The 23,466-nt window shown below is 46.3% G+C and carries 34 protein-coding genes; 3 read left to right on the top strand and 31 right to left on the bottom strand.

Annotated elements, in window-relative coordinates; translation table 11 throughout:
* Positions 1-256: 256 nt before the first annotated feature.
* The 31 genes from prfA to rplC form a co-directional block, all read right to left on the bottom strand.
* Positions 257-1,366 carry a peptide chain release factor 1 gene (gene prfA / locus IQ236_RS14395; RefSeq protein WP_193869896.1) on the bottom strand — a complete coding sequence of 370 codons (1,110 nt, stop codon included), beginning with the start codon at positions 1,364-1,366 and terminating at the stop codon, positions 257-259.
* Positions 1,367-1,559: 193 nt separating this feature from the next.
* Positions 1,560-1,787 (bottom strand): 50S ribosomal protein L31, encoded by a 228-nt coding sequence (rpmE, locus tag IQ236_RS14400; RefSeq protein ID WP_072719736.1) that lies wholly within the window; start codon positions 1,785-1,787, stop codon positions 1,560-1,562.
* Positions 1,788-1,874: 87 nt separating this feature from the next.
* Positions 1,875-2,285, bottom strand: coding sequence for a 30S ribosomal protein S9 (gene rpsI / locus IQ236_RS14405; RefSeq protein ID WP_190518699.1), 411 nt, complete (start codon positions 2,283-2,285; stop codon positions 1,875-1,877).
* Positions 2,285-2,743 carry a 50S ribosomal protein L13 gene (gene rplM / locus IQ236_RS14410; RefSeq protein ID WP_193869897.1) on the bottom strand — a complete coding sequence of 153 codons (459 nt, stop codon included), beginning with the start codon at positions 2,741-2,743 and terminating at the stop codon, positions 2,285-2,287. The genes rpsI and rplM overlap by 1 nt, the downstream gene beginning before the upstream one ends.
* A gap of 99 nt (positions 2,744-2,842) precedes the next feature.
* Positions 2,843-3,667 (bottom strand): tRNA pseudouridine(38-40) synthase TruA, encoded by an 825-nt coding sequence (gene truA / locus IQ236_RS14415; RefSeq protein ID WP_456107205.1) that lies wholly within the window; start codon positions 3,665-3,667, stop codon positions 2,843-2,845.
* 85 nt (positions 3,668-3,752) lie between these two features.
* Positions 3,753-4,103, bottom strand: a complete 351-nt coding sequence (rplQ, locus tag IQ236_RS14420; protein WP_072719732.1) for a 50S ribosomal protein L17 — start codon at positions 4,101-4,103, stop codon at positions 3,753-3,755.
* A 151-nt stretch (positions 4,104-4,254) separates the two neighbouring features.
* Positions 4,255-5,214, bottom strand: a complete 960-nt coding sequence (locus IQ236_RS14425) for a DNA-directed RNA polymerase subunit alpha (protein ID WP_190518695.1) — start codon at positions 5,212-5,214, stop codon at positions 4,255-4,257.
* A gap of 136 nt (positions 5,215-5,350) precedes the next feature.
* Positions 5,351-5,743: a 30S ribosomal protein S11 gene (gene rpsK, locus IQ236_RS14430; protein ID WP_072719730.1), complete on the bottom strand. Its 393-nt coding sequence runs from the start codon at positions 5,741-5,743 to the stop codon at positions 5,351-5,353.
* Positions 5,744-5,835: 92 nt separating this feature from the next.
* The gene (rpsM, locus tag IQ236_RS14435) at positions 5,836-6,216 is read right to left on the bottom strand and encodes a 30S ribosomal protein S13 (RefSeq protein ID WP_072719729.1); all 381 of its coding nucleotides are present in this window, start codon (positions 6,214-6,216) and stop codon (positions 5,836-5,838) included.
* Positions 6,217-6,531: 315 nt separating this feature from the next.
* Positions 6,532-6,645 (bottom strand): 50S ribosomal protein L36, encoded by a 114-nt coding sequence (gene rpmJ, locus IQ236_RS14440; protein ID WP_071782548.1) that lies wholly within the window; start codon positions 6,643-6,645, stop codon positions 6,532-6,534.
* A 104-nt stretch (positions 6,646-6,749) separates the two neighbouring features.
* Entirely contained in the window at positions 6,750-6,974 is a 225-nt protein-coding gene (gene infA, locus IQ236_RS14445; protein WP_008191178.1) for a translation initiation factor IF-1, read from the bottom strand.
* A gap of 312 nt (positions 6,975-7,286) precedes the next feature.
* On the bottom strand, positions 7,287-7,859 hold the full coding sequence (locus tag IQ236_RS14450; protein ID WP_193869908.1) for an adenylate kinase: 573 nt from the start codon (positions 7,857-7,859) through the stop codon (positions 7,287-7,289).
* Positions 7,856-9,160 (bottom strand): preprotein translocase subunit SecY, encoded by a 1,305-nt coding sequence (gene secY / locus IQ236_RS14455; protein ID WP_193869899.1) that lies wholly within the window; start codon positions 9,158-9,160, stop codon positions 7,856-7,858. The genes IQ236_RS14450 and secY overlap by 4 nt, the downstream gene beginning before the upstream one ends.
* A 107-nt stretch (positions 9,161-9,267) precedes the next feature.
* Positions 9,268-9,735 carry a 50S ribosomal protein L15 gene (gene rplO / locus IQ236_RS14460; RefSeq protein ID WP_193869900.1) on the bottom strand — a complete coding sequence of 156 codons (468 nt, stop codon included), beginning with the start codon at positions 9,733-9,735 and terminating at the stop codon, positions 9,268-9,270.
* Between the two features lie 39 nt (positions 9,736-9,774).
* Positions 9,775-10,314 (bottom strand): 30S ribosomal protein S5, encoded by a 540-nt coding sequence (gene rpsE, locus IQ236_RS14465; protein ID WP_072720071.1) that lies wholly within the window; start codon positions 10,312-10,314, stop codon positions 9,775-9,777.
* 94 nt (positions 10,315-10,408) lie between these two features.
* Positions 10,409-10,771, bottom strand: coding sequence for a 50S ribosomal protein L18 (gene rplR, locus IQ236_RS14470; protein WP_190518687.1), 363 nt, complete (start codon positions 10,769-10,771; stop codon positions 10,409-10,411).
* Positions 10,772-10,774: 3 nt separating this feature from the next.
* Entirely contained in the window at positions 10,775-11,323 is a 549-nt protein-coding gene (gene rplF / locus IQ236_RS14475) for a 50S ribosomal protein L6 (protein WP_072719724.1), read from the bottom strand.
* Positions 11,324-11,433: 110 nt separating this feature from the next.
* Positions 11,434-11,835 (bottom strand): 30S ribosomal protein S8, encoded by a 402-nt coding sequence (rpsH, locus tag IQ236_RS14480; protein ID WP_072719723.1) that lies wholly within the window; start codon positions 11,833-11,835, stop codon positions 11,434-11,436.
* A gap of 46 nt (positions 11,836-11,881) precedes the next feature.
* Positions 11,882-12,427: a 50S ribosomal protein L5 gene (rplE, locus tag IQ236_RS14485; protein ID WP_072719722.1), complete on the bottom strand. Its 546-nt coding sequence runs from the start codon at positions 12,425-12,427 to the stop codon at positions 11,882-11,884.
* Positions 12,428-12,561: 134 nt separating this feature from the next.
* The gene (gene rplX, locus IQ236_RS14490) at positions 12,562-12,915 is read right to left on the bottom strand and encodes a 50S ribosomal protein L24 (protein ID WP_072719721.1); all 354 of its coding nucleotides are present in this window, start codon (positions 12,913-12,915) and stop codon (positions 12,562-12,564) included.
* Positions 12,915-13,283: a 50S ribosomal protein L14 gene (gene rplN / locus IQ236_RS14495; RefSeq protein ID WP_072719720.1), complete on the bottom strand. Its 369-nt coding sequence runs from the start codon at positions 13,281-13,283 to the stop codon at positions 12,915-12,917. The genes rplX and rplN overlap by 1 nt, the downstream gene beginning before the upstream one ends.
* A 61-nt stretch (positions 13,284-13,344) precedes the next feature.
* A complete protein-coding gene (gene rpsQ / locus IQ236_RS14500; protein WP_072719719.1) occupies positions 13,345-13,602 on the bottom strand; it encodes a 30S ribosomal protein S17 in 258 nt (85 codons plus the stop codon).
* A 143-nt stretch (positions 13,603-13,745) separates the two neighbouring features.
* A complete protein-coding gene (rpmC, locus tag IQ236_RS14505; RefSeq protein ID WP_193869901.1) occupies positions 13,746-13,973 on the bottom strand; it encodes a 50S ribosomal protein L29 in 228 nt (75 codons plus the stop codon).
* A gap of 48 nt (positions 13,974-14,021) precedes the next feature.
* Positions 14,022-14,447: a 50S ribosomal protein L16 gene (rplP, locus tag IQ236_RS14510; RefSeq protein ID WP_190518680.1), complete on the bottom strand. Its 426-nt coding sequence runs from the start codon at positions 14,445-14,447 to the stop codon at positions 14,022-14,024.
* 91 nt (positions 14,448-14,538) lie between these two features.
* Complete coding sequence (gene rpsC / locus IQ236_RS14515) at positions 14,539-15,267, bottom strand: 30S ribosomal protein S3 (RefSeq protein ID WP_072719716.1); 729 nt, start codon at positions 15,265-15,267, stop codon at positions 14,539-14,541.
* 84 nt (positions 15,268-15,351) lie between these two features.
* The gene (rplV, locus tag IQ236_RS14520; RefSeq protein ID WP_190518678.1) at positions 15,352-15,711 is read right to left on the bottom strand and encodes a 50S ribosomal protein L22; all 360 of its coding nucleotides are present in this window, start codon (positions 15,709-15,711) and stop codon (positions 15,352-15,354) included.
* Between the two features lie 50 nt (positions 15,712-15,761).
* The gene (rpsS, locus tag IQ236_RS14525) at positions 15,762-16,040 is read right to left on the bottom strand and encodes a 30S ribosomal protein S19 (RefSeq protein ID WP_072719714.1); all 279 of its coding nucleotides are present in this window, start codon (positions 16,038-16,040) and stop codon (positions 15,762-15,764) included.
* Positions 16,041-16,111: 71 nt separating this feature from the next.
* Positions 16,112-16,975: a 50S ribosomal protein L2 gene (gene rplB / locus IQ236_RS14530; RefSeq protein ID WP_072719713.1), complete on the bottom strand. Its 864-nt coding sequence runs from the start codon at positions 16,973-16,975 to the stop codon at positions 16,112-16,114.
* 82 nt (positions 16,976-17,057) lie between these two features.
* Positions 17,058-17,366: a 50S ribosomal protein L23 gene (locus IQ236_RS14535; RefSeq protein ID WP_190518676.1), complete on the bottom strand. Its 309-nt coding sequence runs from the start codon at positions 17,364-17,366 to the stop codon at positions 17,058-17,060.
* On the bottom strand, positions 17,359-17,991 hold the full coding sequence (gene rplD / locus IQ236_RS14540) for a 50S ribosomal protein L4 (protein WP_190518674.1): 633 nt from the start codon (positions 17,989-17,991) through the stop codon (positions 17,359-17,361). Before rplD ends, IQ236_RS14535 begins: the two co-directional genes overlap by 8 nt.
* A gap of 14 nt (positions 17,992-18,005) precedes the next feature.
* Positions 18,006-18,695: a 50S ribosomal protein L3 gene (gene rplC / locus IQ236_RS14545; RefSeq protein WP_190518672.1), complete on the bottom strand. Its 690-nt coding sequence runs from the start codon at positions 18,693-18,695 to the stop codon at positions 18,006-18,008.
* A 1,141-nt stretch (positions 18,696-19,836) separates the two neighbouring features.
* On the opposite strand from rplC, the gene ndhN reads away from it, so the two are divergent.
* The 3 genes from ndhN (at position 19,837) to IQ236_RS14560 (ending at position 23,437) form a co-directional block, all read left to right on the top strand.
* Entirely contained in the window at positions 19,837-20,313 is a 477-nt protein-coding gene (gene ndhN / locus IQ236_RS14550; protein WP_193869902.1) for an NAD(P)H-quinone oxidoreductase subunit N, read from the top strand.
* A 123-nt stretch (positions 20,314-20,436) separates the two neighbouring features.
* Positions 20,437-21,630, top strand: a complete 1,194-nt coding sequence (ldpA, locus tag IQ236_RS14555) for a circadian clock protein LdpA (RefSeq protein ID WP_193869903.1) — start codon at positions 20,437-20,439, stop codon at positions 21,628-21,630.
* Positions 21,631-21,676: 46 nt separating this feature from the next.
* On the top strand, positions 21,677-23,437 hold the full coding sequence (locus IQ236_RS14560; RefSeq protein WP_193869904.1) for a R3H domain-containing nucleic acid-binding protein: 1,761 nt from the start codon (positions 21,677-21,679) through the stop codon (positions 23,435-23,437).
* Positions 23,438-23,466: the final 29 nt, after the last annotated feature.

Genomic DNA, 23,466 nt, shown 5'->3' on the forward strand with positions numbered 1-23,466 from the left:
TCTCTAGGAAACTAAAATAAAATTAGATAAAATTTGGAGTTTAGGATAACCATTAATTGTAACTTCAATTCTATCTTAAAGCGCGCAAGAGGACTGCATTTACCCCCAAAAATAGGTTCTAGGGAGAAAATATTGAATAGGAGTGGTGCTTAATGTCAAAAAAAGGCGAGACTCCGATGAGTTCTCGCACTTGCTGCAATTAGGACTGACTCACTGGGAGAACATAATCTCAACAGTAAAGCCAAAACCCCTTGAATTACACTGAAACGGGATTAGATGTGGAGTTTGCTAATTCAGCTAACCGTTCTTCTTGATCTTTAGCAATACAGGCACCCAGTACATTTTCTAAATTTCCCTCCAAAATTGTAGCCAGAGGAAAATTTTCACCTAAGCGATGATCAGTCACGCGATTGTCTTTATAGTTATAAGTACGGATTTTCTCAGAACGTGACCCCGTTCCTACCTGGGAACGACGCATCGACGTTACAGCCTCTTGTTGTTCCCGCAGTTTTGCTTCGTACAACTTCGCCCGTAAAATTTGCATCGCCCGTTCCCGGTTTTGTAATTGACTGCGCTCTTCGGTACAGAAAATCCGAATACCCGTAGGTTTATGGAATAGGTCAACCGCCGTTTCCACCTTGTTCACGTTTTGACCTCCCGCACCCCCGGAACGAGCCGTGGTCATCTCAATATCCTTGGGATCAATTTCGACGTCCACTTCATCCACTTCCGGCATCACCGCCACCGTTGCCGTAGAAGTATGAACCCGGCCCCCAGCTTCCGTTACCGGAACGCGCTGAACCCGGTGAACACCTGCTTCAAACTTGAGTTTGCTATAAACGCTATCCCCTTGGATTTCTAAAATCGCTTCCTTAAAGCCACCCATATCCGCCAGAGACTCGCTCACCATACTCACCCGCCAACGTTGGCTTTCCGCATATCGGGTATACATTCGCACTAAATCCCCGGCCCAAATACTGGCTTCTTCCCCTCCTGTTCCAGCCCGAATTTCCAACATGATGTTTTTCTCATCATTGGGGTCACGGGGGAGTAACAGAATTTTGAGTAGAATTTCCAGTTGGTTAATTTGGGTTTCTAACTCCGCTACTTCCAGAGAAGCCATTTCCCGCATTTCCGGGTCTTCTCCAGCTTCCTTCATCACTTGACGAGCACCCTGAAGTTGTTCTTGAGCCGTTTTCCAATCTTGATAAGCCACCACAATTTCTTCCATTGAGGAGCGAGCTCTAGCTACCCGTTGAAATTCATCCGGGTCAGTGGCAATATCAGGATCAGCTAAACGCAGGGTTAACTCATTGAAAGTTTGTTCAATGGATTTAAGTTTATCAACAAGATAAGCATCAGCCATTTTGTTGTCCTTTGTCAGTTGTCAGTTGTCAGTTGTCAGTTGTCAGAGGTATTGAACCTCTCAATCAAATCAAAGGCTGGGGGAGGGCTGAGTTCAACTTGAAATCAGCGCCGAATGCCCTGCCAAAATGGAAAAAGTCAGTTGTCAGTAGAGAAAACTACAGACAACAGACGACAGACAAACGACAACCTCGCTATTTTTGGGCTTGCTTATCATCCATCATGCCGTACTTCCGAAGGAAGCGCTCAACACGTCCTTCCGTATCTAAGAGTTTCTGAGTTCCGGTGTAGAAAGGATGATTTCCTGACCACACATCAACATAAAGCCGAGGCTGAGTAGAACCAACGGTTGTGACTAATTCACCGTTGCAATAAACTTCAGCCTCTGGATACCATTCGGGATGAATACCAGGTTTAGGCATGGCGAGTAATGTTCTAAATTTACAAAGTGTTCAATTACAATTTTAACGGAGATTCTGTTCCCCAAGGGGCGTAAACCTTGTATCGGTTTACCGTTTGGAGTATTGAGGGGCTTTACGTGCTTTGCGTAAACCATATTTTTTCCGCTCTGTGGCACGGGGGTCACGGGTTAAGTAGCCCTCGGTTTTGAGCGGTTTGCGGTTATCCGGGCTAAGTTCACATAAGGCACGGGCTACCCCTAAACGGATAGACTCGGCTTGACCGGTTAAACCCCCACCCTTGACACTGACTAAAATATCATATTCATTTTCCAGTCCCAGGGTGTCCAGGGGAGCTTTAGCCGCAGCCAGATAGCCCATGTTGTATTGCAAATACAAATCGCCCTCTTTACCATTAATCGTTAATTTGCCTGTGCCAGGAACCAGACGAACTCTTGCCACAGAACACTTACGACGGCCTGTTCCCCAATAAACGGCACGGCCAGTATCGGTTGCTTGCATTAATTACCTCCTGTAGGAATTGTATTGAGTGTTAAAGTTTCGGGTTTTTGAGCTTGATGGGGATGATCCGGCCCTGCATATACTTTTAGTTTAGTAAACAGGTTCCGTCCCAGGGTATTTTTGGGTAACATCCCTTTAACGGCTTTCTCAATAATGCGTTCGGGTATCCGGGCTTGCAATTTGTCAAAGGTTTCGATTTTCATGCCCCCCGGTCTACCAGAGTGACGGCGATACAGTTTTTGAGTCCGTTTTTTACCCGTCACTTGAATTTTTTCCGCATTCACAATAATCACAAAGTCACCCGTGTCCATGTGAGGGGTGTAAATGGGTTTATTTTTTCCCCGAATAATGCAGGCGACTTCGCTGGCTAAACGACCTAAACGTTGGTCAGCCGCATCGATGACATACCATTTCGGCTCTAGGGATGTCTCTGAAGGAAGGAAGGTTTTTGTGCTCATTCTTGATTGTCCTTAAGTTTAAGAATAAATCGGTTGTGTGGAACAGGCATCTTGCCTGTTTGTTAAGTGGGGTGTCAGGTCTCTGTTGACCGTCAACCATCAACCCACAACAAATTTAGGAAAGGTATCAAACCAAACGGCTTGATCAAAGGGAAACTCTGGATAACCCACTCGCAATAAACAAAGCCCTTGGGCTGGGGCTGCATATTTAACGACTTCTCGGCGTTCTTGAACCCAGATGTCTCGAAACTCCTCTAAGGAGCGTTCCCCGTTTCCGACCTGTACCAGCAAACCGACTAACAGTCGCATCATTCCATATAAAAATCCACTCGCTTGCACTTCAATATGGATGAAGGGGTCTTGGCGTTGACAACTCACAAATTGTACGTCTACCCAAGCATGGGGGCGGGATGTGCCACTGCGTTGAAACGCAGATAAATGGTGATATCCCAGTAATTGCTCTAAGGCGGATTGGATTAACTGTTCATCCAACGGATGATGGTAGTAATGCCAAGTGAAAGGACGGACAAATAAGTTGGGTCGAGGATCGGTATAGAGGGTGTACCGATATCGACGCCATTTGGCCGAAAACCGAGCGTGCCAAGGGTCGGGAACAGAGGCAGATGACCGAATCAACACATCCTCCGATAAGCGATTGTTGAGAATGGTCGCCCAACGATAAGCTGGGATATGGCTGGGTGCATCAAAGTGCGCTACTTGGGCCGCCGCATGAACCCCCGTATCCGTGCGACCCGCCGCGTGCAGTGTCACGGGAGTTAGAGACGCGCCATGGCGCGTCTGTACCGTCGCGATCGCGGTTTCAATTTCCTGCTGGACTGTCCGTTGATTCGGTTGTCGTTGCCAACCTTGAAAGTGAGTTCCCTGATACTGAATCACTAAGGCAATACGCTGTTGATCCATTATTTGTTATGCAATGGAGGGATTAACCCCAGGCTTAACCGTTGACCCTTAACTGCCAACCGCCAATGGTCAACAGCGCTCTGGGTTTCTACACCAATTCAATAATCGCCATTTGTGAATTATCTCCCCGACGGCTGACGGTTCTAACAACACGGGTGTAACCCCCATTGCGTGAACCATACCGTTCTTGGGCTCCCTCAAATAAGGCATGAACCAGTTGTTTGTCATAGATATACCCCATAGCTTGGCGACGGGCTGCTAAGGAACCGTCTTTGGCCAGGGTAATCATTTTTTCTGCTTCTGATTGTACCGCTTTCGCTCTAGCTTTCGTGGTGGTGATTCGACCATGACGAATAAGTTCGGTTGCCAGCGATCGCAACAGTGCTTTACGCTGATCCGCAGGTTTGCCCAATTGGGGAACACGACAACGATGACGCATAATTACCTTAAGGTAGAAAATGATTGAGTGGGTTAAATCAGTTATCAGTTATCAGTTATCAGTTATCAGTACAAGAGTTTAGGGTTATATTTTCTTTTGACTGATTACTGATTACTGATTACTGTTTACTGAATTCAGTCAAACTAGCTTCTCAAGGTGATGAAGCCGCCGGTTTAGAGGCTCGTTCTTGAGGCAGCGTAATTCCTAAGCGTTTTTGTAACGCCTCGATGACTTCTTCAGCAGACTTCTGACCGAAGTTTTTAATTTCTAATAGGTCTTCTTGAGTATAATCTCGTAAGTCTGCTACTGAGTTGATTTGAGCGCGTTTGAGGCAGTTGTAAGCTCGAACCGACAACTGAAGTTCTTCAATAGGGATTTGGCTGGTCGGATCGATATCATCATTCTGGTCACTTTTAATCGATTCCAGCGTAATATCTTTCAACGGGGTGAACAAATCCACCAGAATATTGGCAGCTTGGCTCAGGGCTTCTTGGGGTGAGAAACTCCCATTTGTCCAAATTTCCATGATCAGTCGGTCTTTTTCTAAAGACCCCCCGACCCGTGCATCCTCAACGGTGTAATTGACTTTTCGTACAGGCATAAACACGGCATCGATTTGGAGAAAATCCAAAGCGGTTGCCTCATCTCGGCTGCGCTCAACAGCCCGATATCCCGTTCCTTTCTCAACTTGGAATTCCATTTCCAAGGTTGCTCCAGGAGCCAGGGTAGCGATATATTGGTTTTTGTCTACGACCTCAACCTCGGACGGTAAATCAAAATGACCTGCGGTTACCGTCGCTGGGCCTTGGACAAGTAAGCGACCGATTTGTTTTTGATGGGTATAGCTTTTGAGAACAACTTCTTTGAGGTTGAGCAGAATTTCCAAAACATCTTCCCTAACCCCTGTCATCGTTGCGAACTCATGATTCACACCAGCAACCCTGACTGATGTAATCGCTGATCCTTCTAAGTTCGAGAGTAAAACCCGTCTTAGGGCATTACCAACCGTTGTCCCTTGACCCCGTTCTAAAGGTTCCAAGACAAATTTTCCGTACTGACTCCGGTCTGTATCAGTGTTCGATTCAATACACTCAATCTTAAACTGCGCCACCGATGGACCTCCCTTCTCCATTGAACCCCAAAATGAATTGACAGTATAAGGCAAAGAATGAAACTAAGCGTTTTGGTTCATTCTTGCTAGTAGAGACGCGACCCACTTGCGCCTGTACAGCTTGGCAAAGCTGCACTTAAACGCGACGTCGTTTCGGGGGACGGCAACCATTATGGGGAATTGGAGTAATATCTCGAATCAGGGTAATTTCTAAACCAGCCCCTTGCAACGCACGAATCGCGGTTTCTCGACCCGCACCTGGGCCACTGACCATGACTTCAATCTGACGCATTCCCTGATCATTGGCTCGGCGTCCCGCGTTTTCTGCTGCGGTTTGTGCAGCGAAAGGAGTCCCCTTTTTAGCCCCTTTAAATCCCGTAGACCCGGCAGAAGCCCAAGAAATGACCTCTCCATTGGGGTCAGTAATCGTTACAATCGTATTGTTAAAGGTGGATTGGATGTAGGCTACCCCATTGGGGACGTTACGTTTTTGCTTTTTAGGCCCTGTTTTTTTCGTTTGTCGCGCCATAGTAATCTCGTTTACGATTTTCTTGTTCTGTGAATTCAGAACGCTGCTGGAGTTTAATCAGCAGTTTCTGTCGTTGGAAACGCCCTGCCTAATTATTTCTTAGCGGCTGCTTTTTTCTTGCCCGCAACGGTACGGCGAACGCCTCGACGGGTTCTCGCATTTGTCCGCGTGCGTTGACCGCGCACAGGCAGACCTAGACGATGACGACGCCCGCGATAGGTACCAATATCCATGAGGCGTTTAATATTCATCGCCTCCATCCGTCGCAGATCCCCTTCCACCTGATACAGTTGAACGGCGGCGCGTAGGGCTGCAACATCAGCATCACTCAAATCTTTAACGCGGATATCAGGATTGACACCCGTGTCTTTGATGATTTGTTGAGACCGTGAAAGTCCAATTCCATAAATGTAAGTCAGACCGATTTCAACACGTTTATCCCGTGGAAGGTCTACTCCGGCTATCCGTGCCACAATGAACGTCTCCCTTTAAAATGTACAATCACAACAATGCCTAAATCATGCAGTAGAATGATAGGCAATTAATTGATCCCCAATCGGCTGAAGGGCTTGAGTCCTGAATGCAAGTTGAAGCTACGGTTTAGATGGATACTGCACACTCTTTCGCGTGGGAAGGAGCATAATTGTAGCTACTCCTTAAAGACTTAACCAGGATCTAGGCGGGTTCAAAGCTAGGCGTGAATCGCAGCAGTTTGAAATCTTGAGTCTGTTTCGTTTTCCTGTGTTCAGGAAGACCCAGAGCCAGTCCTCGCCGAATCACCCAGGGTGTTAGCCTTGGCGTTGCTTATGCTTGGGGTTAGAACAAATCACCATCACTCGTCCTCGACGGCGAATGACGCGACACTTTTCACAAATTTTGCGGACTGATGCTCGAACTTTCATGCCAATTTGGGCGACACTACAACAAATTTATTATTATATCACTGAAAACCTGATTTTTATCTAGTCTAACCCTTACCCCAAAGGCTAAGGGATAAGATTTCCATCTATTTTTTGCGTAGACGATAGGTGATTCTACCTTTGGTGAGGTCATAGGGGGTTAATTCCACTTTGACGCGATCTCCCGGCAAAATCTTAATGTAATTCCGACGAATTTTGCCCGAAATGTGCGCCAAGACATTAAACCCATTATCCAAGTCTACGCGAAACATAGCATTAGGAAGGGATTCAGTGACTGTCCCTTCCATTTCAATGAGATCTTGTTTAGCCAAGTTATTTTTACCTCAATTCAACAATCTGTCCCCTCGATCAACAGAAGACCGAGATTTGCTCCTCTGACGACGTTCAGAAATTCGAGTTCAAACCCATTTCTTAACAGATTTTATCAAAAAATTGAGCGTAATCTCTGTTTTTTGTCAATCTTTTTCCCTAAATTTCCTGAGAAATCCAGGGTCAACCCAGGGCTAAGGGGAGATGTTGACGGGTCAAACTGGAGGAAGTTTAGTCAAATGACCTGACTCTACAGACATTGAGCTTGTAGAGAACTCCTGAAAACAACTTACCCTTTAAGAGCCAGCGATGTCCTAAGCGGTAACAATCTGGGTTAACTCTTCAGTAACATCATGGATGGAGCGGTCTCCATCAATGTGATAAAGTTGTCCTCGCTCGTCATAGTAATCAATTAAGGGAGCCGTTTGTTCCCGATACACTTGCAAGCGGTGACGAATGATTTCCTCATGATCATCCTGACGTCCTCGGGCTAACAATCGCTGTACCAGAATATCATCAGGAACATCTAAGTTAATCACTCTAAGTTCTCTGACTAATTCTTTGGGGTGACTGTCAGCCGGGATAATAGTGGTTGCCACGAAGTCCGCTTGAGAAATATTTCGAGGAAACCCATCTAAAATCCAACCGTTCTGGGCATCAGATTGCTCAAGACGATGGACAACCATATCCAAGATCAAATCATCAGGGACTAATTCCCCTTGATCCATATAATCCTTAGCTTTTTGACCCAGATCAGTTTCTTGATTGACATGGGTGCGTAAAATTTCACCGGTCGAGATATGAGGCACTGTAAACTTGGCAGAAATCTGGCCTGCTTGAGTCCCCTTTCCCGACCCTGGAGGGCCTAGAAAAATCAAGTGCACTATCGTTTCACCATTCCTTCATATCGTTGAGAAATCACGTAGGTTTGTACCTGTTTAGCCGTATCAATGGCTACCCCTACCAAAATCAGGAGAGAGGTGGCGCCAAAGCCCCGGAAAGTAGGAACTCGTGTAGCACTCTCAACGATGGTTGGGATAATGGCAACTAACCCTAAAAAGATAGCTCCCAAAAAGGTCAAGCGATTTAAAACCCGCTCAATATACTCACTGGTAGCACGACCTGGACGAATACCCGGAACACTAGCCCCCATTTTCTTAAGGTTCTGTGCCATATCTATAGGATTCATAATTAATGAAGCATAGAAATAGCTAAAGAACACAATCAGGAATAAATAGAAAATGGCATAAGCCCAAGGGGAACCACTCGGTGTTAAAGCGGTTGCCAGGTTAACCAGAATCGGATTGTTTGTAAATTGAGCCAGGGAAGCCGGTAAGACCAAAACCGCCGAGGCAAAAATAATCGGCATCACCCCGCCTTGATTTAAGCGTAGAGGCAGATAGCTGGTTTTTTCTCGGTATAATTTACGACCGACTTGGCGACGAGCAGAAACAATCGGAATTCGTCGTGTCCCTTCCTGAACAAACACAATCCCCACGATCATCGCTAGGAAAACGATTAACAGCAGAATCACACGACCCACAATTGCCTGATCTCCGCTTTGGGCTAACTCAAAGGTATTACCCAGGGATGTCGGTAAAACCGCCACAATACCCAGAAAAATCAGTAAAGAAGCACCGTTGCCAATGCCCCGTTCGGTAATCAGTTCCGAGAGCCACATGACAAACATTGATCCGGCTGCCAGGGCAAGAACCACTTGAACCTGGAACAAGATGCCGGGGTTATTGGCAAAGGGATTAATCCATAAGGCAATCCCCACGCTTTGTAACAGTGCCCACCCTAAAGCGACATAACGAGTAATTTGAGAAATCTTCCGGCGTCCGGCTTCTCCCTCATTTTTTTGTAGATCTTCGAGACTGGGTAAAGCCGCCGTCATCAATTGCATGATGATGGAGGCATTAATATAGGGCAAAATCCCCAGTGCAAAAATTCCCAGAGCCGACAGTCCGCCTCCAGAAAATAAATCGAGGAATCCAATCACCGGACTATTCTGAATCGCCGCAGAAAAACTGGCCCGATCAATTCCGGGAATGGGGATGAATACCCCCACACGCACCAGAATCAGTAAACCAATGGTGACTAAAATCCGACCTCTTAGACCAGCAGCTTGTGCCATCTGCAAGAAGGTTTCCTGTGCAGTTGGCGCTTTGTCTCGACTAACGACCATAATCAGTTATCAGTTATCAGTGATCAGTGATCAGTTATTAGTTATCAGTCAACAGTTATTAGTTATCAGCCATCAGTTACTAGGTAATAGTTGTTGGCTATTAACTCTTACACTGATAACTGATTACTGTTGACTGGTAACTGACAAGTCCCACCTGCGGCTTCAATTTTGGTACGAGCGCCTTGGGTAAAGGCTGCCGCTTCGATCCGCAGTGCCACATTCAGTTCCCCATGCCCTAAAATTTTCAGAGGGCCACGAGATCCGGTTAAGAGTCCCGCTTCTAACAGGGAATTCAGGGTAACTTCAGTATTGGCACTCAAAGATGCCAACTGACCTACATTAATCGTAGTGTATTGTTTACGATTAACGAGAGGAAAGCCTTTAAGTTTAGGAAGGCGACGATAGAGAGGATTTTGACCTCCTTCAAAGCCAGGGCGGGTACTGCGACCGGAACGAGAATTTTGACCCCGCATCCCTTTTCCAGAGCTTGCGCCTTGACCAGCAGAGATCCCACGACCTAGGCGACGACCGCGTTTGCGAGAGCCAGGTTTGGGTATAGCATCGTTGAGTCTCATGATTGCTTCTACTTGAACTGTTTCAGATGAATAATGGAATTAGGCGTAAAGATGCTCAATGGGAATGCCCCGCTCTTTGGCCACGTCTGCAAAGGTTCGTAATGATTTTAAAGCATGAATCGTAGCTCTGGCATTATTCAGAGGATTGCTCGAACCCAGCTGTTTAGCTAAGATATTGCGAACCCCTGCTAATTCCAGAACAGTACGCACCGCTCCCCCAGCAATTACCCCTGTCCCCGGAGCCGCAGGACGCATCATGACTTGAGCGCCTCCCCCTTCACCATTAACCGGATGGGGAATCGAATTGGATTTGGTTAAGGGGACTTCTACAACGTTTTTACGGCCGTCTGCGACCCCTTTTCTTACGGCTCCAATGACATCGGCGGCTTTACCGACACCGACACCAACTTGGCCTTTTTCATTACCGACAATCACCACAGCCCGGAAACTGAGTTTTTTACCGCCTTTGACCACTTTAGTAACCCGACGGATTTGGACAACCCGTTCTTGCCACTCAGTTTCTTTTTCTTTAGTGCGATTACTTTTTTTACGACGCTGCTGTTGCTGCTGCTCTGCCATAGTTTTAATATCCTGAACAACTTTTACGATTGAGGGGTTGACTGTGTACAGACGAGCCATGGCGCGTCTCTACCACCGAACATAGCCAACCTGATTAGAAGTCTAGTCCAGCTTCTCGGGCGGCATCGGCTAAAGCTTTGACGCGACCGTGATAGATATATCCACCCCGATCAAAAACGACTTGTTTGATGCCTTTCGCCACAGCCCGTTCAGCAATTAACTGGCCAATCTTGACAGAAGCGTCGCAGGTTGCACCCGATAAATCTTCGGATTTAAAACCGGGTTCCACCGTAGAAGCTGCAACTAAAGTGTGATGCTGGGTATCATCTATCACCTGCACATAAATGTGCTGGTTGGAGCGAAACACTGCTAATCTAGGACGTTCAGCAGTGCCAACTACCTTGACCCGAACTCTACGATGACGACGATCACGGGATTCTTGACGAGTTAGTTTCATAGTTTATTTTTTCCCACCCTTACCAGTTTTACCAGCTTTACGTCTGACCACTTCGCCTTGATAACGAATGCCTTTGCCTTTATAAGGTTCTGGGGGACGCACAGCCCGAACGCGGGCGGCCATATTACCGACAATTTCTTTGTCAATCCCGCTAATGATCACGTTCGTGTTATTTTCAACAGCAACGCGAATGCCTTCCGGCGGTATCATTTCTACGGGTTTACTGTAACCCACGTTTAACACTAGGTTTGTCCCTTGCACGGAGGCCCGATAACCCACCCCTTGGATTTCTAAACGACGTTCAAACCCATTAGAAACCCCTTCGACCATGTTGGACACGAGGGTTCGACAAAGGCCATGACGCTGACGAGCAGTCCGAGACTCGGAAGCTCGTTTGACATTGACGGTTTCTCCATCCTGTTCCACTACGACTTCGGGGGGGAGAACACGAGAAAGCTCACCCTTGGGGCCTTTAACAGTCACGTGTTGACCATTAATGGTAAGGGTGACTTGCTTAGGTACGGAAATTGGACGTTTACCAATTCTAGACATAGTTATCTATTTGTTGACAGTTAACGGTTGACAGTTGACGGTTGACAGTTGACGGTTGACAGTTGACAATGAACACCTCAACGCTCAACAGACAACGGACACTCTTACAACTACCAAATGTAACAAAGCACTTCACCACCGAGTCCTTGACGTCGAGCTTCTCGGTCAGTCATCACCCCGCGAGATGTAGAAATAATAGCTACACCAATTCCACCTAAAACGCGAGGGAGTTCTTTGCGGTTGCGATACACTCGCAAACCCGGTCGGCTGACTCGCTGTAACTTCTGAATGGTGGGAGCCTTCGTTTTAGAGTTGTACTTGAGAGAGACAACCAAGTATTTTTTAATGCCTTCGCCAGTTTCTTCAAAATCCCCAATAAAGCCTTCTTGTTTAAGAACTTGGGCAATACTACGGGTCATTTTTGTAGAAGGAATTTGTGTAGTTTGATGCCGCGCCATGCAAGAATTGCGAATGCGCGTCAACATATCCGCAATGGTATCGTTTGCCGCCATAGTTTCCTCAGTTACTTTAAGTTACAGGCAAGATGCCTGTTCCACACTAGCTGTCCCGGAAGGGCATTCCCATTTCTTTGAGCAAGGCTCGCCCTTCTTCGTCGGTTTTGGCTGTGGTCACAATTGCAATATCTAAGCCTCGAATTTGATCAATACTGTCATAGTTAATTTCAGGAAAGATCAATTGTTCTCGGACACCCAAACTGTAATTTCCTCGACCATCAAAACTCTTGCCACTGACGCCGCGAAAATCACGAATCCGAGGCAAAGATAAATTGATCAGTCGATCTAAGAAGGCATACATCCGGTCTGAACGTAAGGTTACCATCACACCGACGGGCATTCCTTTGCGAATTTTGAACCCGGCAATGGCTTTTTTAGCGCGGGTGACAACGGGTTTTTGTCCCGTAATCACAGCTAATTCATTGATGGAGGACTCTAAAGCTTTGGCATTTTGAGAAGCTTCGCCTAAACCCCGGTTGACCGTGATTTTAACAATCTTAGGCACTTGATGGATATTTTCATATTTGAACTGATCCATCATTTTGGGAACGATTTTGTCCAAGTAGATCGTCTTGAGTTTAGCTACCATAGTTGTTGCTCTTTATGAACCCTGGGCTTTGTCAGGATAATTGTTGACAGTTGCAATTACGAATTGCGAATGGGTAATAGGTAATGGGTAATGGGTAATTGCCTGTTCCCTGTTCCCTGTTCCCTGTTCCCTCTTTAATCAATAATTTCACCAGTTTTTTTCAACATTCTCACCTTGCGGCCGTCGTCGGTAAAGGTATAACACACCCGACTGGCAACGTTTTCTTTGGTGGAATACAGCATGACGTTAGAACTATGAATCGGAGCTTCAAAGGTCGTAATTTGACCGGATTCACCCTCTTGACGAGGTTTAACGTGCTTGGTTCTCACGTTAACATCTTTAACAACGACTTTGCTCACTTTAGGGAGAACTCGTAGGATCTCTCCAACCTTTCCTCGATCGCTACCGGTAATCACCTGCACGGTGTCGCCTTTTTTAACGTGCATTTTATACCGTTGGGATTTATCGGATGTTGTTTTCTTGGACATTAAAGAACCTCCGGTGCAAGAGAAACAATTTTGGTGAAATTCTTATCCCGTAGTTCCCGCGCTACAGGGCCAAATACACGAGTTCCTCTGGGATTACCATCGGCGTTGATAATTACAGCCGCATTGTCATCAAACCGAATACTCATGCCACTATCCCGGCGTAAACTGTGACGAGTCCGAACAATTACAGCCCGAACAACATCGGATTTTTTGACCGCCATATTGGGGATAGCATCTTTAACAACAGCAATGATGACATCACCAATGCCGCCATAACGACAGTTGCCACCTTTTAATACGCGAATACACATTAATTTTCGTGCACCGCTATTGTCAGCAACATTAAGAATCGTTTGAACTTGGATCATAGTCTTATTTTTTCCCTCTCAGGTATGACGATTCCTTATAGAGAGTTGAAAGCTCAAGTCTCTACAGATCAGTTTTGCTTTTATCGCTGAGAATTTCGACCACATTCCAGCGTTTGGTTTTACTTAAAGGACGAGTTTCAGAAATCCGAACTCGATCACCTTCTTGACAATCGTTATTTTCGTCGTGGGCTTTATATCGTTTCGTTTTAACAACAATTTTGCCGTATTTAGGATGGGGAGAACGGTTTTCCACCGCTACAACCACCGTTTTATCCATTTTGTTACTAACGACCAAGCCAACTCGTTCTTTTACTGCCATTACTGTACTCCAAAATCAGTTATCAGTTATCAGTTATCAGTTATCAGTTAATAGTTATCAGCTATTAGTTAACAGTTAAGAGTTGATAAAAACCAACGACTAATAATCAGCCATCAACAATTAACCCTTCACCAAACGTCTGATCACTGATCACTGATCACTGATAACTGATTACTGATTTGGCGTTCCCGTTCCACCGTTTTCAATTGAGCTAAACGATGGCGAATATGCTTAAATTCATGGGTTTTTTCTAAACGCCCTGTCGCTTTAAGTAAACGCAGGTTAGCCAATTGTTTTTTGACTTCTAAGATTTGCTGAGACAGTTCTTCATCATTCAACTGTCTTGCTTCTTCGACTTTAGGAAAAGACATAACTGAATCCTTTAGGGTTGACAGTATCGACTACTGTTAACAATAGATTTACTGAGCTTCTTCCTCAACGGAACGAGCAACAAACTTGGTTTTAATCGGCAATTTAAACGCCGCTAACCGCATCGCTTCCCGTGCAATTTCTTCGGAAACTCCTGCAATTTCAAACAGCACCCGACCGGGTTTCACCACAGCCACCCAATATTCAGGAGCCCCTTTCCCCGAACCCATCCGGGTTTCAGCAGCCCGCATCGTCACAGGTTTATCCGGGAAAATCCGAATCCAAATTTTGCCGCCCCGACGAATATAACGGGTCATCGCTCGACGAGCCGCTTCAATTTGACGAGAGGTAATCCAACAGGGTTCTAAGGCTTGCAGTGCAAAATCACCGAAGTTTAGATCATTACCGCGAGTGGCTTGACCTTTCATCCGGCCACGCTGTTGTTTGCGGAATTTTGTTCTTCTGGGACTTAACATGATCGTATCAGTTATCAGTTATCAGTGTAGAGACGCGCCATGGCGCGTCTGTTATCAGTTATCAGTAAATAGATAACAAACAACAATCTCTTTATCCTTCGTTAGAACGGTCGTCATATTTCTGACGACGAGGTTGCCGATTTCGACGAGGTTGAGTCGTCGTTGAGGCAGCCACTTCCTCTTGTCCCGGAATAATTTCGCCCTTGAAGACCCAAACTTTAACACCCAGAATGCCGTAGATAGTCAAAGCCGTACAATAGGCGTAGTCAATATCAGCCCGCAAAGTATGCAGAGGAACCCTGCCTTCACGAGTCCATTCGGTTCGGGCAATTTCTGCACCATTTAACCGACCACTGACTTGAATTTTGATCCCTTCAATTCCGGCTTTTTGTGCCCGTGTAATCGCCTGACGCACGACTCGACGGAAGGACACCCGTTTTTCCAATTGTTGAGCGATATACTCAGCAATCAAAGTAGCATCCGCATCAACCCGGGCAACCTCCACGACATTGATCCGAATTTGGCGATGTGACCCTAGTTTTTTCTGAAGGCCCAGGCGCAGAGATTCAATCCCTGTTCCCCCCCGACCAACTACAACACCAGGTCTAGCGGTTTGGACTTCTAAATCAATTTGATCGGCTTTGCGTTCAATACGGACTTTAGAAATCCCGGCATTGTTGAGTTCCTTACGCACAAATTCCCGAATCGTATGATCTTCTTGTAACAGTTCAGGATACTGTTTGGAATCAGCAAACCAACGAGATCTATGCTCTTGGGTAATTCCCAGTCGAAACCCAACAGGATGAATTTTTTGTCCCATAGCAGATTAAGGGTGAAGTTTTTGTTTCAATTCTCGAATCGAAAAGGCTTGAGCTTTTCCATTCCTTCATGGCCACCAGAGCCCTTAGCTTTCGGCTTGAGGAGCCACAGCAACAACAATATGACAAGTCGGCTTGCGAATTTGGTAAGCCCGGCCTTGAGCACGGGGTCTAAACCGTTTAATCGTCGGGCCTTGATCGGCGTAAGCCTGAGAAATCACCAAGTTCGCTGGATCTAATCCCTGGTTGTGTTCTGCGTTAGCGACCGCCGAGCGCAAAACCTTGAGAATCGGCTCACAAGAGCGATAGGGCATGAATTCCAAGATGATCAACGCTTCTCGATAGGATCGTCCCCGAATCTGATCTAAAACCCGTCTTACTTTGGAAGGTGACATCCGAATGTAACGAGCGATCGCTTTTACTTCGGTGCTAGTATCTATAGCCATAGTTCATGTTAATTCCGAGTCGGCATTCAATGGACAGCATCGCAACTCTTCTAACGGCGGGCTTTTTTGTCACTTTTGGCGTGACCCCGAAAGGTGCGAGTTGGAGCAAATTCCCCTAATTTGTGACCCACCATTTGATCCGTAACAAACACAGGAACGTGTTGTTTTCCGTTATGGACGGCGATCGTATGACCCACCATCTGGGGAATAATTGTGGATGCTCTTGACCAAGTTTTGATGACTTGTTTTTCTCCCTTGGCATTGAGTTTTTCAACTTTGCTCAGGAGATGATCCGCCACAAAGGGGCCTTTTTTAAGTGAACGAGACATACAGTAATCAGTTATCAGTTATCAGTTATCAGTTGTCAGTAATCAGTTATCAGTCGATTACTGATTACTGATTAAGTTTGCCGTCCACCTTTACCCCGTTTCGAGGATTTCCGACGACGACGAACAATTAAAGCGGTACTGCGTTTTTTCTTGTTGCGAGTCTTCGCCCCTAATGCGGGTTTACCCCAAGGCGTAACTGGGCCAGAACGACCAATCGGTGCCCGTCCTTCTCCACCACCATGAGGGTGATCCACCGGGTTCATGACGCTACCGCGAACTTCAGGACGACGGCCTTTCCAACGGGTACGGCCTGCTTTCCCGACGCTGATGTTACGAGCATCAATATTGCCCACTTGTCCGATAGTGGCGTAGCATTTCGCCGGAATTTTTCGTTGTTCCCCCGATGGCAGTTTCAGGGTGACATAGCTCCCTTCTTTTGCCATAACTTGAGCCGTTGCACCCGCAGCCCGAACAATTTGTCCCCCTTTACCGGGAACTAACTCGACGTTATGCACTTCTGTCCCTAACGGGATTTTAGCTAAAGGCAGGGCATTGCCAATTTCAATCGGAGCTTCGGGGCCAGAAATAATCACGGTTCCCACTTTGAGTCCAAGGGGATGCAGGATATAGCGTTTTTCGCCATCGGTGTAATACACCAGAGCGATCCGAGCATTCCGGTTGGGATCGTATTCAATCTCAGCAACTTTAGCAGGGATATTGTGTTTATCCCGGCGGAAATCAACGATCCGATACAGTTTTTTATGTCCGCCTCCCCGATGGCGACAGGTAATCACCCCTCGGTTATTCCGCCCTTTATCCCGGTGTTTGGAAACCGTTAAAGAAGGCTCAGGTTCAGAACGGGTAATTTCTGCAAAATCGGAAACGGTATGTTGGCGAGTGCTGGGAGTATAGGGTCGGTATGAACGAATTCCCATATTTGATCCTTAGATTCTAAATCAGTTATCAGTTATCAAGTATCCGCATTATCAGTTGACAGACAACAAACAACAGACAACTCTATACCTCTGGGAACAGGACTTTCCGCAGAGGTTCCCCATCCTCCAGAGTAATAATTGCCCGTTTGTAGCCCGGTTTGTACCCTACAAACTTACCGACCCGACGACGTTTACGAGGCGGAATATGGGTATTAACAGCCTTAACTTTAACGGGGAATAACAGTTCAATCGCTTGTTTGATCATCGGCTTAGTCGCCTTGCGATCAACATCAAAAGTGAACTGATTCAGTTCCATTAACCTTGTGGCTTTTTCGGTCACAATCGGGCGCTTGACCAAATCAATCAGATCGCCGGTATAATGTTCAGTCACCGTAAACCTCCTGAATTTTGGCAAGGGCAGCAGCTGTGGTTACGATTTTGTCGGCTGCGAGTACATCATAAACGTTAAGGCTATCCGCCAAGCACATTCTCAGTTTGGGAATGTTACGACCCGATAGATAAACGTTGGGTTGTTTCTCAGGTAACACCAACAGCACTCTCGCTTCCGGTTCAACACCCCAACGGGTCATCGCCGATACTAAGTCTTTGGTTTTGGGTCGAGCAAACTGATCGGCGAATTCTTCAACCACAATCAGATCTTCGACGCGACTTTGAAATGCTGTCCGCAATGCTAACTGTCTTTCTTTGCGGTTCATTTTTTGAGAATAATCTCTGGGTTTTGGCCCAAAAATTACCCCACCGCCTCGCCATAAGGGAGAGCGAATAGAACCCGCCCTAGCGCGCCCGGTTCCTTTTTGTCGCCAAGGCTTACGGCCACCCCCCCGAACTTCTGAACGGGTTTTAGTGCTGGCTGTACCTTGACGCGCATTCGCCATTTGGCGCACTAAGGCTCTATGGACAACGTGGCTGGCATTTTCTTCGGATGCGACTTTTAGGTCAAGGGTGGCTTGTCCCACGCTTTCACCCTGCCAATTTCGGACTACACAATCAACCATGGTTGTTTCCTCCTCTACTTGCCACCGACTATGTTAGCGGGTGCGATACTCAACAAACCACCGGGTTTGCCAGGAACTGCCCCTTTCACTAACAGCAGGTTACGTTCGGAATCAACACGCACAACGGTTAATTTGCGAGTGGTGACTTGGCTGGCTCCATAGTGTCCGGCCATGCGTTTTCCGGGGTAAACCCGTCCTGGGGTGGTTCCAGGGCCGATTGAACCGGGAAGACGATGGTTTTTTGAACCGTGAGCCATAGGGCCCCGTTTAAAGTTATGGCGTTTTTGATAACCGGAGAAGCCACGACCCATGCTGGTTCCACTGACATCCACCAGTTGTCCGGGGGTGAAAATATCCGCCTTCAGTTGTTGGCCTAATTCAAAGGTTTCGGGATCGCTAACGCGATACTCTTTGAGGTGGCGCAGCATTGTTCCACCAGATTTGGCTAAATGCCCCTGTTCCGCATTACTGAGATACTTATTAACCTCTTTGTTGGGAGATTTAGTTGTATTAAGCTTGCGTTTTTTATCAGGAACTTCACCGTATCCTAGTTGAATAGCGGTGTAACCATCCGTTTGTTTGGTTTTAATCTGGGTAATAGTGCAAGGCCCTGCTTGAATCACGGTAACAGGAATAGCCTTCCCGCTTTCCGCTTCAAACACTTGGGTCATGCCGACTTTTGTGCCGAGGATACCTACAGACACTTAAACTAGCCTCTCTTTTCTACGCATTACAATAATGTTCGGATCGACCGTGAGGAAGAATCCGCTTGCTGAAATGAACAAGACATGATTTAAAATGCCTTGTGGATGTTTAAACACACCAAAATAGTCTCCCACCGTTTAAGGAGGATAAACCCTGGGGAGTTTAGAACAGTTTCAGGCTATCAACAAGTTTTAAGCTGTTTGCGGATCAAGGATTTCCCTCGATTCTGCCTGTATGTCGCTGGGACTTGAGCAGCAAGCTACTCAGTATCCTGTGGGTTACAGATCTTTAATCCCATGCAGATGAGTGGCTTGCGCCAAGCTTGTTTGGGGTTTAAAGTCAGCCTTGCTGCTGTTTCCTGACCGATTCGGCTTAACTGCTTAACTATTTTTGCCCAATCGCTGATTCATTGGAGCTAACAACGTTAACGCCCTGAATTAAGTTCAGTCTTTAGAAAGTTAGCAGCATCTTCCCGATTAGCGACAATTTTTGATTGTAGGGTAATTTTTACCAACTGTCAAGAACGAATCCCGACTTTGATAAAATTTTTAATTGAACTGAGGGGAGCAAGGTTAAGGGTTGTTTCACCACTAGGGAAAATTGGAAAAGCAAGAGCAGTCTTGATGAGCGCGTAGGTTGACGAGAGATTATCGAGAATTTGGGTCTAAAACCCCGTGCTTTGAGCATCGGCTTTGGATTAAGATAGAGAGGGTTGAAATCCCCAAGGTAGGCGGTTGTGAAGCGGCTTTGAGTCGGCCCCCTCGAACCTGAAAACTCCTTGAGAGTAACAACAAGGGTAGCGAAAACCTTGTAAAACCGAGCGAGAGAATCAACCCATTCTCAAGACCAGAAAACCCATAATTGGGTTTGATCAATTAAGGTAGGGTGAGGCACACCCGAACTCTAGGTCGTATCCTAGTAAGCTTTTGGAGATAGACCCTCTAGGGTTGCCGTAAGTCAGGCTCGTCAATGGGTGACTTTTCACGATTGAAAGGTTTGAGTATTGCTCGAAAGAGATACGGCGCTTAAAGGTCAGTCGCTAAATTAAGAATCTCCGCACGTTTACGCGCCGAGAGTGTCAAGTCAAAATATTGCAAGCGAAGATAACAAAGATTTAGTAAAGAGGTTCATTATCGAGTTATGCCACTGATTACAACCGGGAGCAAACTAATTCGAGATTTAGAAACATACGGAGCTTTAGGACTGTATGTTCCCCTAGAAGGGGGATTTGAGGGGCGGTATCGTCGTCGGTTACGGGCCCATGGATATACAACCTATAACCTGTCTGCACGGGGACTCGGAGACTTGGCTGCATATTTAACAGGAGTTCATGGGGTTCGTCCTCCCCACTTAGGCAAAAAAAGCAGTGGGAATGAAGCCGCAGTGGGTAATGTTTATTATGTCCCCCCCATATTAAATACACAGTTAGATCAACTTCCCCCTAAATCCAAAGGTTTAGTGCTTTGGATCATTGAAGGTCATATTTTGTCGAGTCAAGAAGTCGCCTTTTTGACGCAACTCCCCCAACAAGAACCCCGTGTCAAGTTGGTGGTGGAGATGGGAGGAGCACGAGTCGTGCAATGGACACCCCTTAAGGATGTTAATGTTGCCGCTTGAACCCTGTTCTTATTTTTGAGGTTGATGTGAAGCCGAATGAGTTGGGTGTTGACCCAACTTATTTTTTTTGATTACCTCAAAAATTTAGATGAAGAACCGCTTCAGGAGTCCTTTTGCTTCGTTATGATAGAAAGAGTGAACACTTATGATTCCCCTTTAACAGCATTGCAACAAGGTAACTGGTTCAAACTCATCTGCGGAGCGAGTTATCAGCACTTGCCTGCCGTCAGAAGTTTAACCTTGGCTTACACCTTAGCGGGTGCAGACTGTATTGATGTAGCCGCTGACCCAGCCGTAATTGCCATAACCCAGGAAGCTTTAACACAAGCTGAAGCTTTAGGCGAACAAGCTCAAGCTTTAGGATTTAGTTATCGCTATCGTCCTTGGTTAATGGTTAGCCTTAATGATGGTGAAGATCCCCATTTTCGCAAAGCAGAATTTGAAGCAACCGCTTGCCCATCCAATTGTAGGCGACCGTGTGAAACTGTTTGTCCGACCGGGGCAATTACCTTTTCCGACGTAAAATCCGGCGTCATCGATCAACTCTGTTACGGCTGTGGACGTTGTATTCCGATTTGTCCCAGTGATTTAATTTATGCCCGGTCTTACGTCTTCCGCCCCGATGTAATTGCACCATTAGTCTTACAAACTGGAGTAGATGCTGTAGAAATTCATACCCAAATTGGACGAGACAAAGACTTTAAACGGTTGTGGAGTAGTATTCAACCCCATCTAGCCCAACTCAGACTGGTTGCCATTAGCTGCCCTGACGGGGAGGGTGTAGTTGAATATCTCCAAACCTTATATCACCTAATCAGCCCCCTTTCCTGCCCCTTAATTTGGCAAACCGATGGGCGTCCAATGAGTGGAGATATTGGTGCGGGTACAACTATCGCTAGTGTCAAGTTGGCTCAAAAAATTTTAGCTGTGAATTTACCGGGATATGTACAGCTTGCGGGTGGCACAAACGATTATACTGTAGCCAAGCTCAAATCCCTTGGGCTTTTACAATCATACCGCTTATCTGCCTACCCCCCCGACCAACATCGGGTAGCGGGTGTCGCCTATGGCAGCTATGCCCGTGTCCTGTTATCACCCATTTTAGAACAATTAGAATCCCGGTCTACCCTAAAACTCAAAGCTGAATCTGTTTCTGGGGAAGAACAAATCACCCAAACCTATAAATCTTTGAGGCAGGACAAGACTTTTCAACAAACAGAGACAAGCTTTCACACCCATGGGCTTGAAGCCAACCCTGACCTGCTGTGGCAAGCGGTAGGTAAAGCTTCCACCCTTGTTTCCCAACTCAAATCATAACTGATAACTGATAACTGATAACTGATAACTGATCACTGTTTTGAGTATGCAAATTACAGACGACCTGAATAGATTACTCGAAGTTGTTCCCGATGAAATTCGGCAGAATTTGCAGCAGCATCCACAACGAGACAGTTTGATTGAGATTGTGATGGATTTAGGCCGTCTTCCAGAAGCCCGTTTTCCGTCTAAAGCCGAATATCTCTCAACTATTCCCGTCTCCTTAGAAGATCTGGAGCATTGTATATCACAAATTGGAGAGTTTAGCGGTGATAACAGAGCGGGACTATCAGAAACCCTACATCGAATTAGTGCTATTCGCAACCGTACCGGAAAAATCATTGGTTTAACCTGTCGGGTTGGTAGAGCGGTCTTTGGCAAAATTGGCATGATCCGGGATTTAGTAGAAACGGGTCAATCTATCCTGATGCTAGGTCGTCCTGGAGTTGGAAAAACAACGGCATTGCGAGAAATTACTCGTGTATTGGCGGATGAGTTAGAAAAACGGGTGGTGATTATTGATACCTCCAATGAAATTGCTGGAGATGGTGATATTCCTCATCCTGCCATTGGCAGAGCCCGACGGATGCAAGTCGCACGTCCTGAACTGCAACATCAAGTCATGATCGAAGCAGTCGAAAACCATATGCCGGAAGTGATTGTGATTGACGAGATTGGTACAGAACTGGAAGCGTTGGCGGCTCGCACCATCGCGGAACGGGGGGTACAGTTAATTGGTACCGCCCACGGCAACCGCATTGAGAACTTAATGAAGAACCCTACTTTAGCAGACTTAATTGGGGGAATTCAAGCGGTAACCTTAGGGGATGAGGAAGCTCGGCGTCGGGGTTCGCAAAAAACCGTATTAGAACGGAAAGCACCCCCCACCTTTGATATTGCTATTGAAATGTTAGAGCAACAACGGTGGGTCGTCCATGAATCCGTTTCAACCACCATTGATCATCTGTTACGGGGACTGCAACCGACGTTACAAGTTCGGACTCTTAACGATGAGGGTGAAGTTAATATTTTTGAAGAACGATATACCCCCACGACTCCAGTTTCCATGGAAGGACGCTCGGCCCTCAAACCCCGTGAGCCTGTGGCTGCAATACCGGGTCTGCGAGGGTTACGAGGTTCAGGGAAAATGATGGCTGTTCCCCCAACTCCCCTAGGAAAAGCCAGGGAAGATGCAGTATCGGAGTCTCAATATTTTGAAGAACTCCTAGAACAATCGTTTTCTGGAGTCACATCTCTGCATACTGATGAAGAATTCCCTTTTATCAAGACTATCGGGGAAGGTTCATCCTTAAATATTTATCCCTATGGGGTTCCTCGTCATCAAATTGAACAGGTGATCCAAACTTTATCTTTACCTGTGATTTTGACCAAGGATATTGATAGTGCAGATGTGGTGTTAGCACTGCGATCGCATATTCGGAATCAATCTAAACTGCGCCACATGGCAAAAACCCGTCAAGTTCCAATTCATACGATTAAATCAGGAACACCCCCTCAAATTGCACGAGCGTTGCGCCGTTTATTGAATATGGAAGATCCCAGTACCCCGGAAATTGCGGATTTGAGTTTGTTTACGAAGAGTGGTTCTTCGGATGAAATTGAAGCGTTAGAAGAAGCACGTTTAGCCGTGGAACAAATTGTGATTCCGAAGGGACAACCTGTGGAATTACTACCTCGGTCTCCACAAGTGAGGAAAATGCAGCATGAATTGGTAGAACATTATCGCTTGAAATCTAATAGTTTTGGAGAAGAACCCAACCGTCGTTTGCGAATTTATCCAGCTTAGAATTCAAGTCAGGGATGGGGGATGGGGGA

The sequence above is a fragment of the Planktothrix mougeotii LEGE 06226 genome, assembly GCF_015207485.1.
Taxonomy (GTDB): domain Bacteria; phylum Cyanobacteriota; class Cyanobacteriia; order Cyanobacteriales; family Microcoleaceae; genus Planktothrix.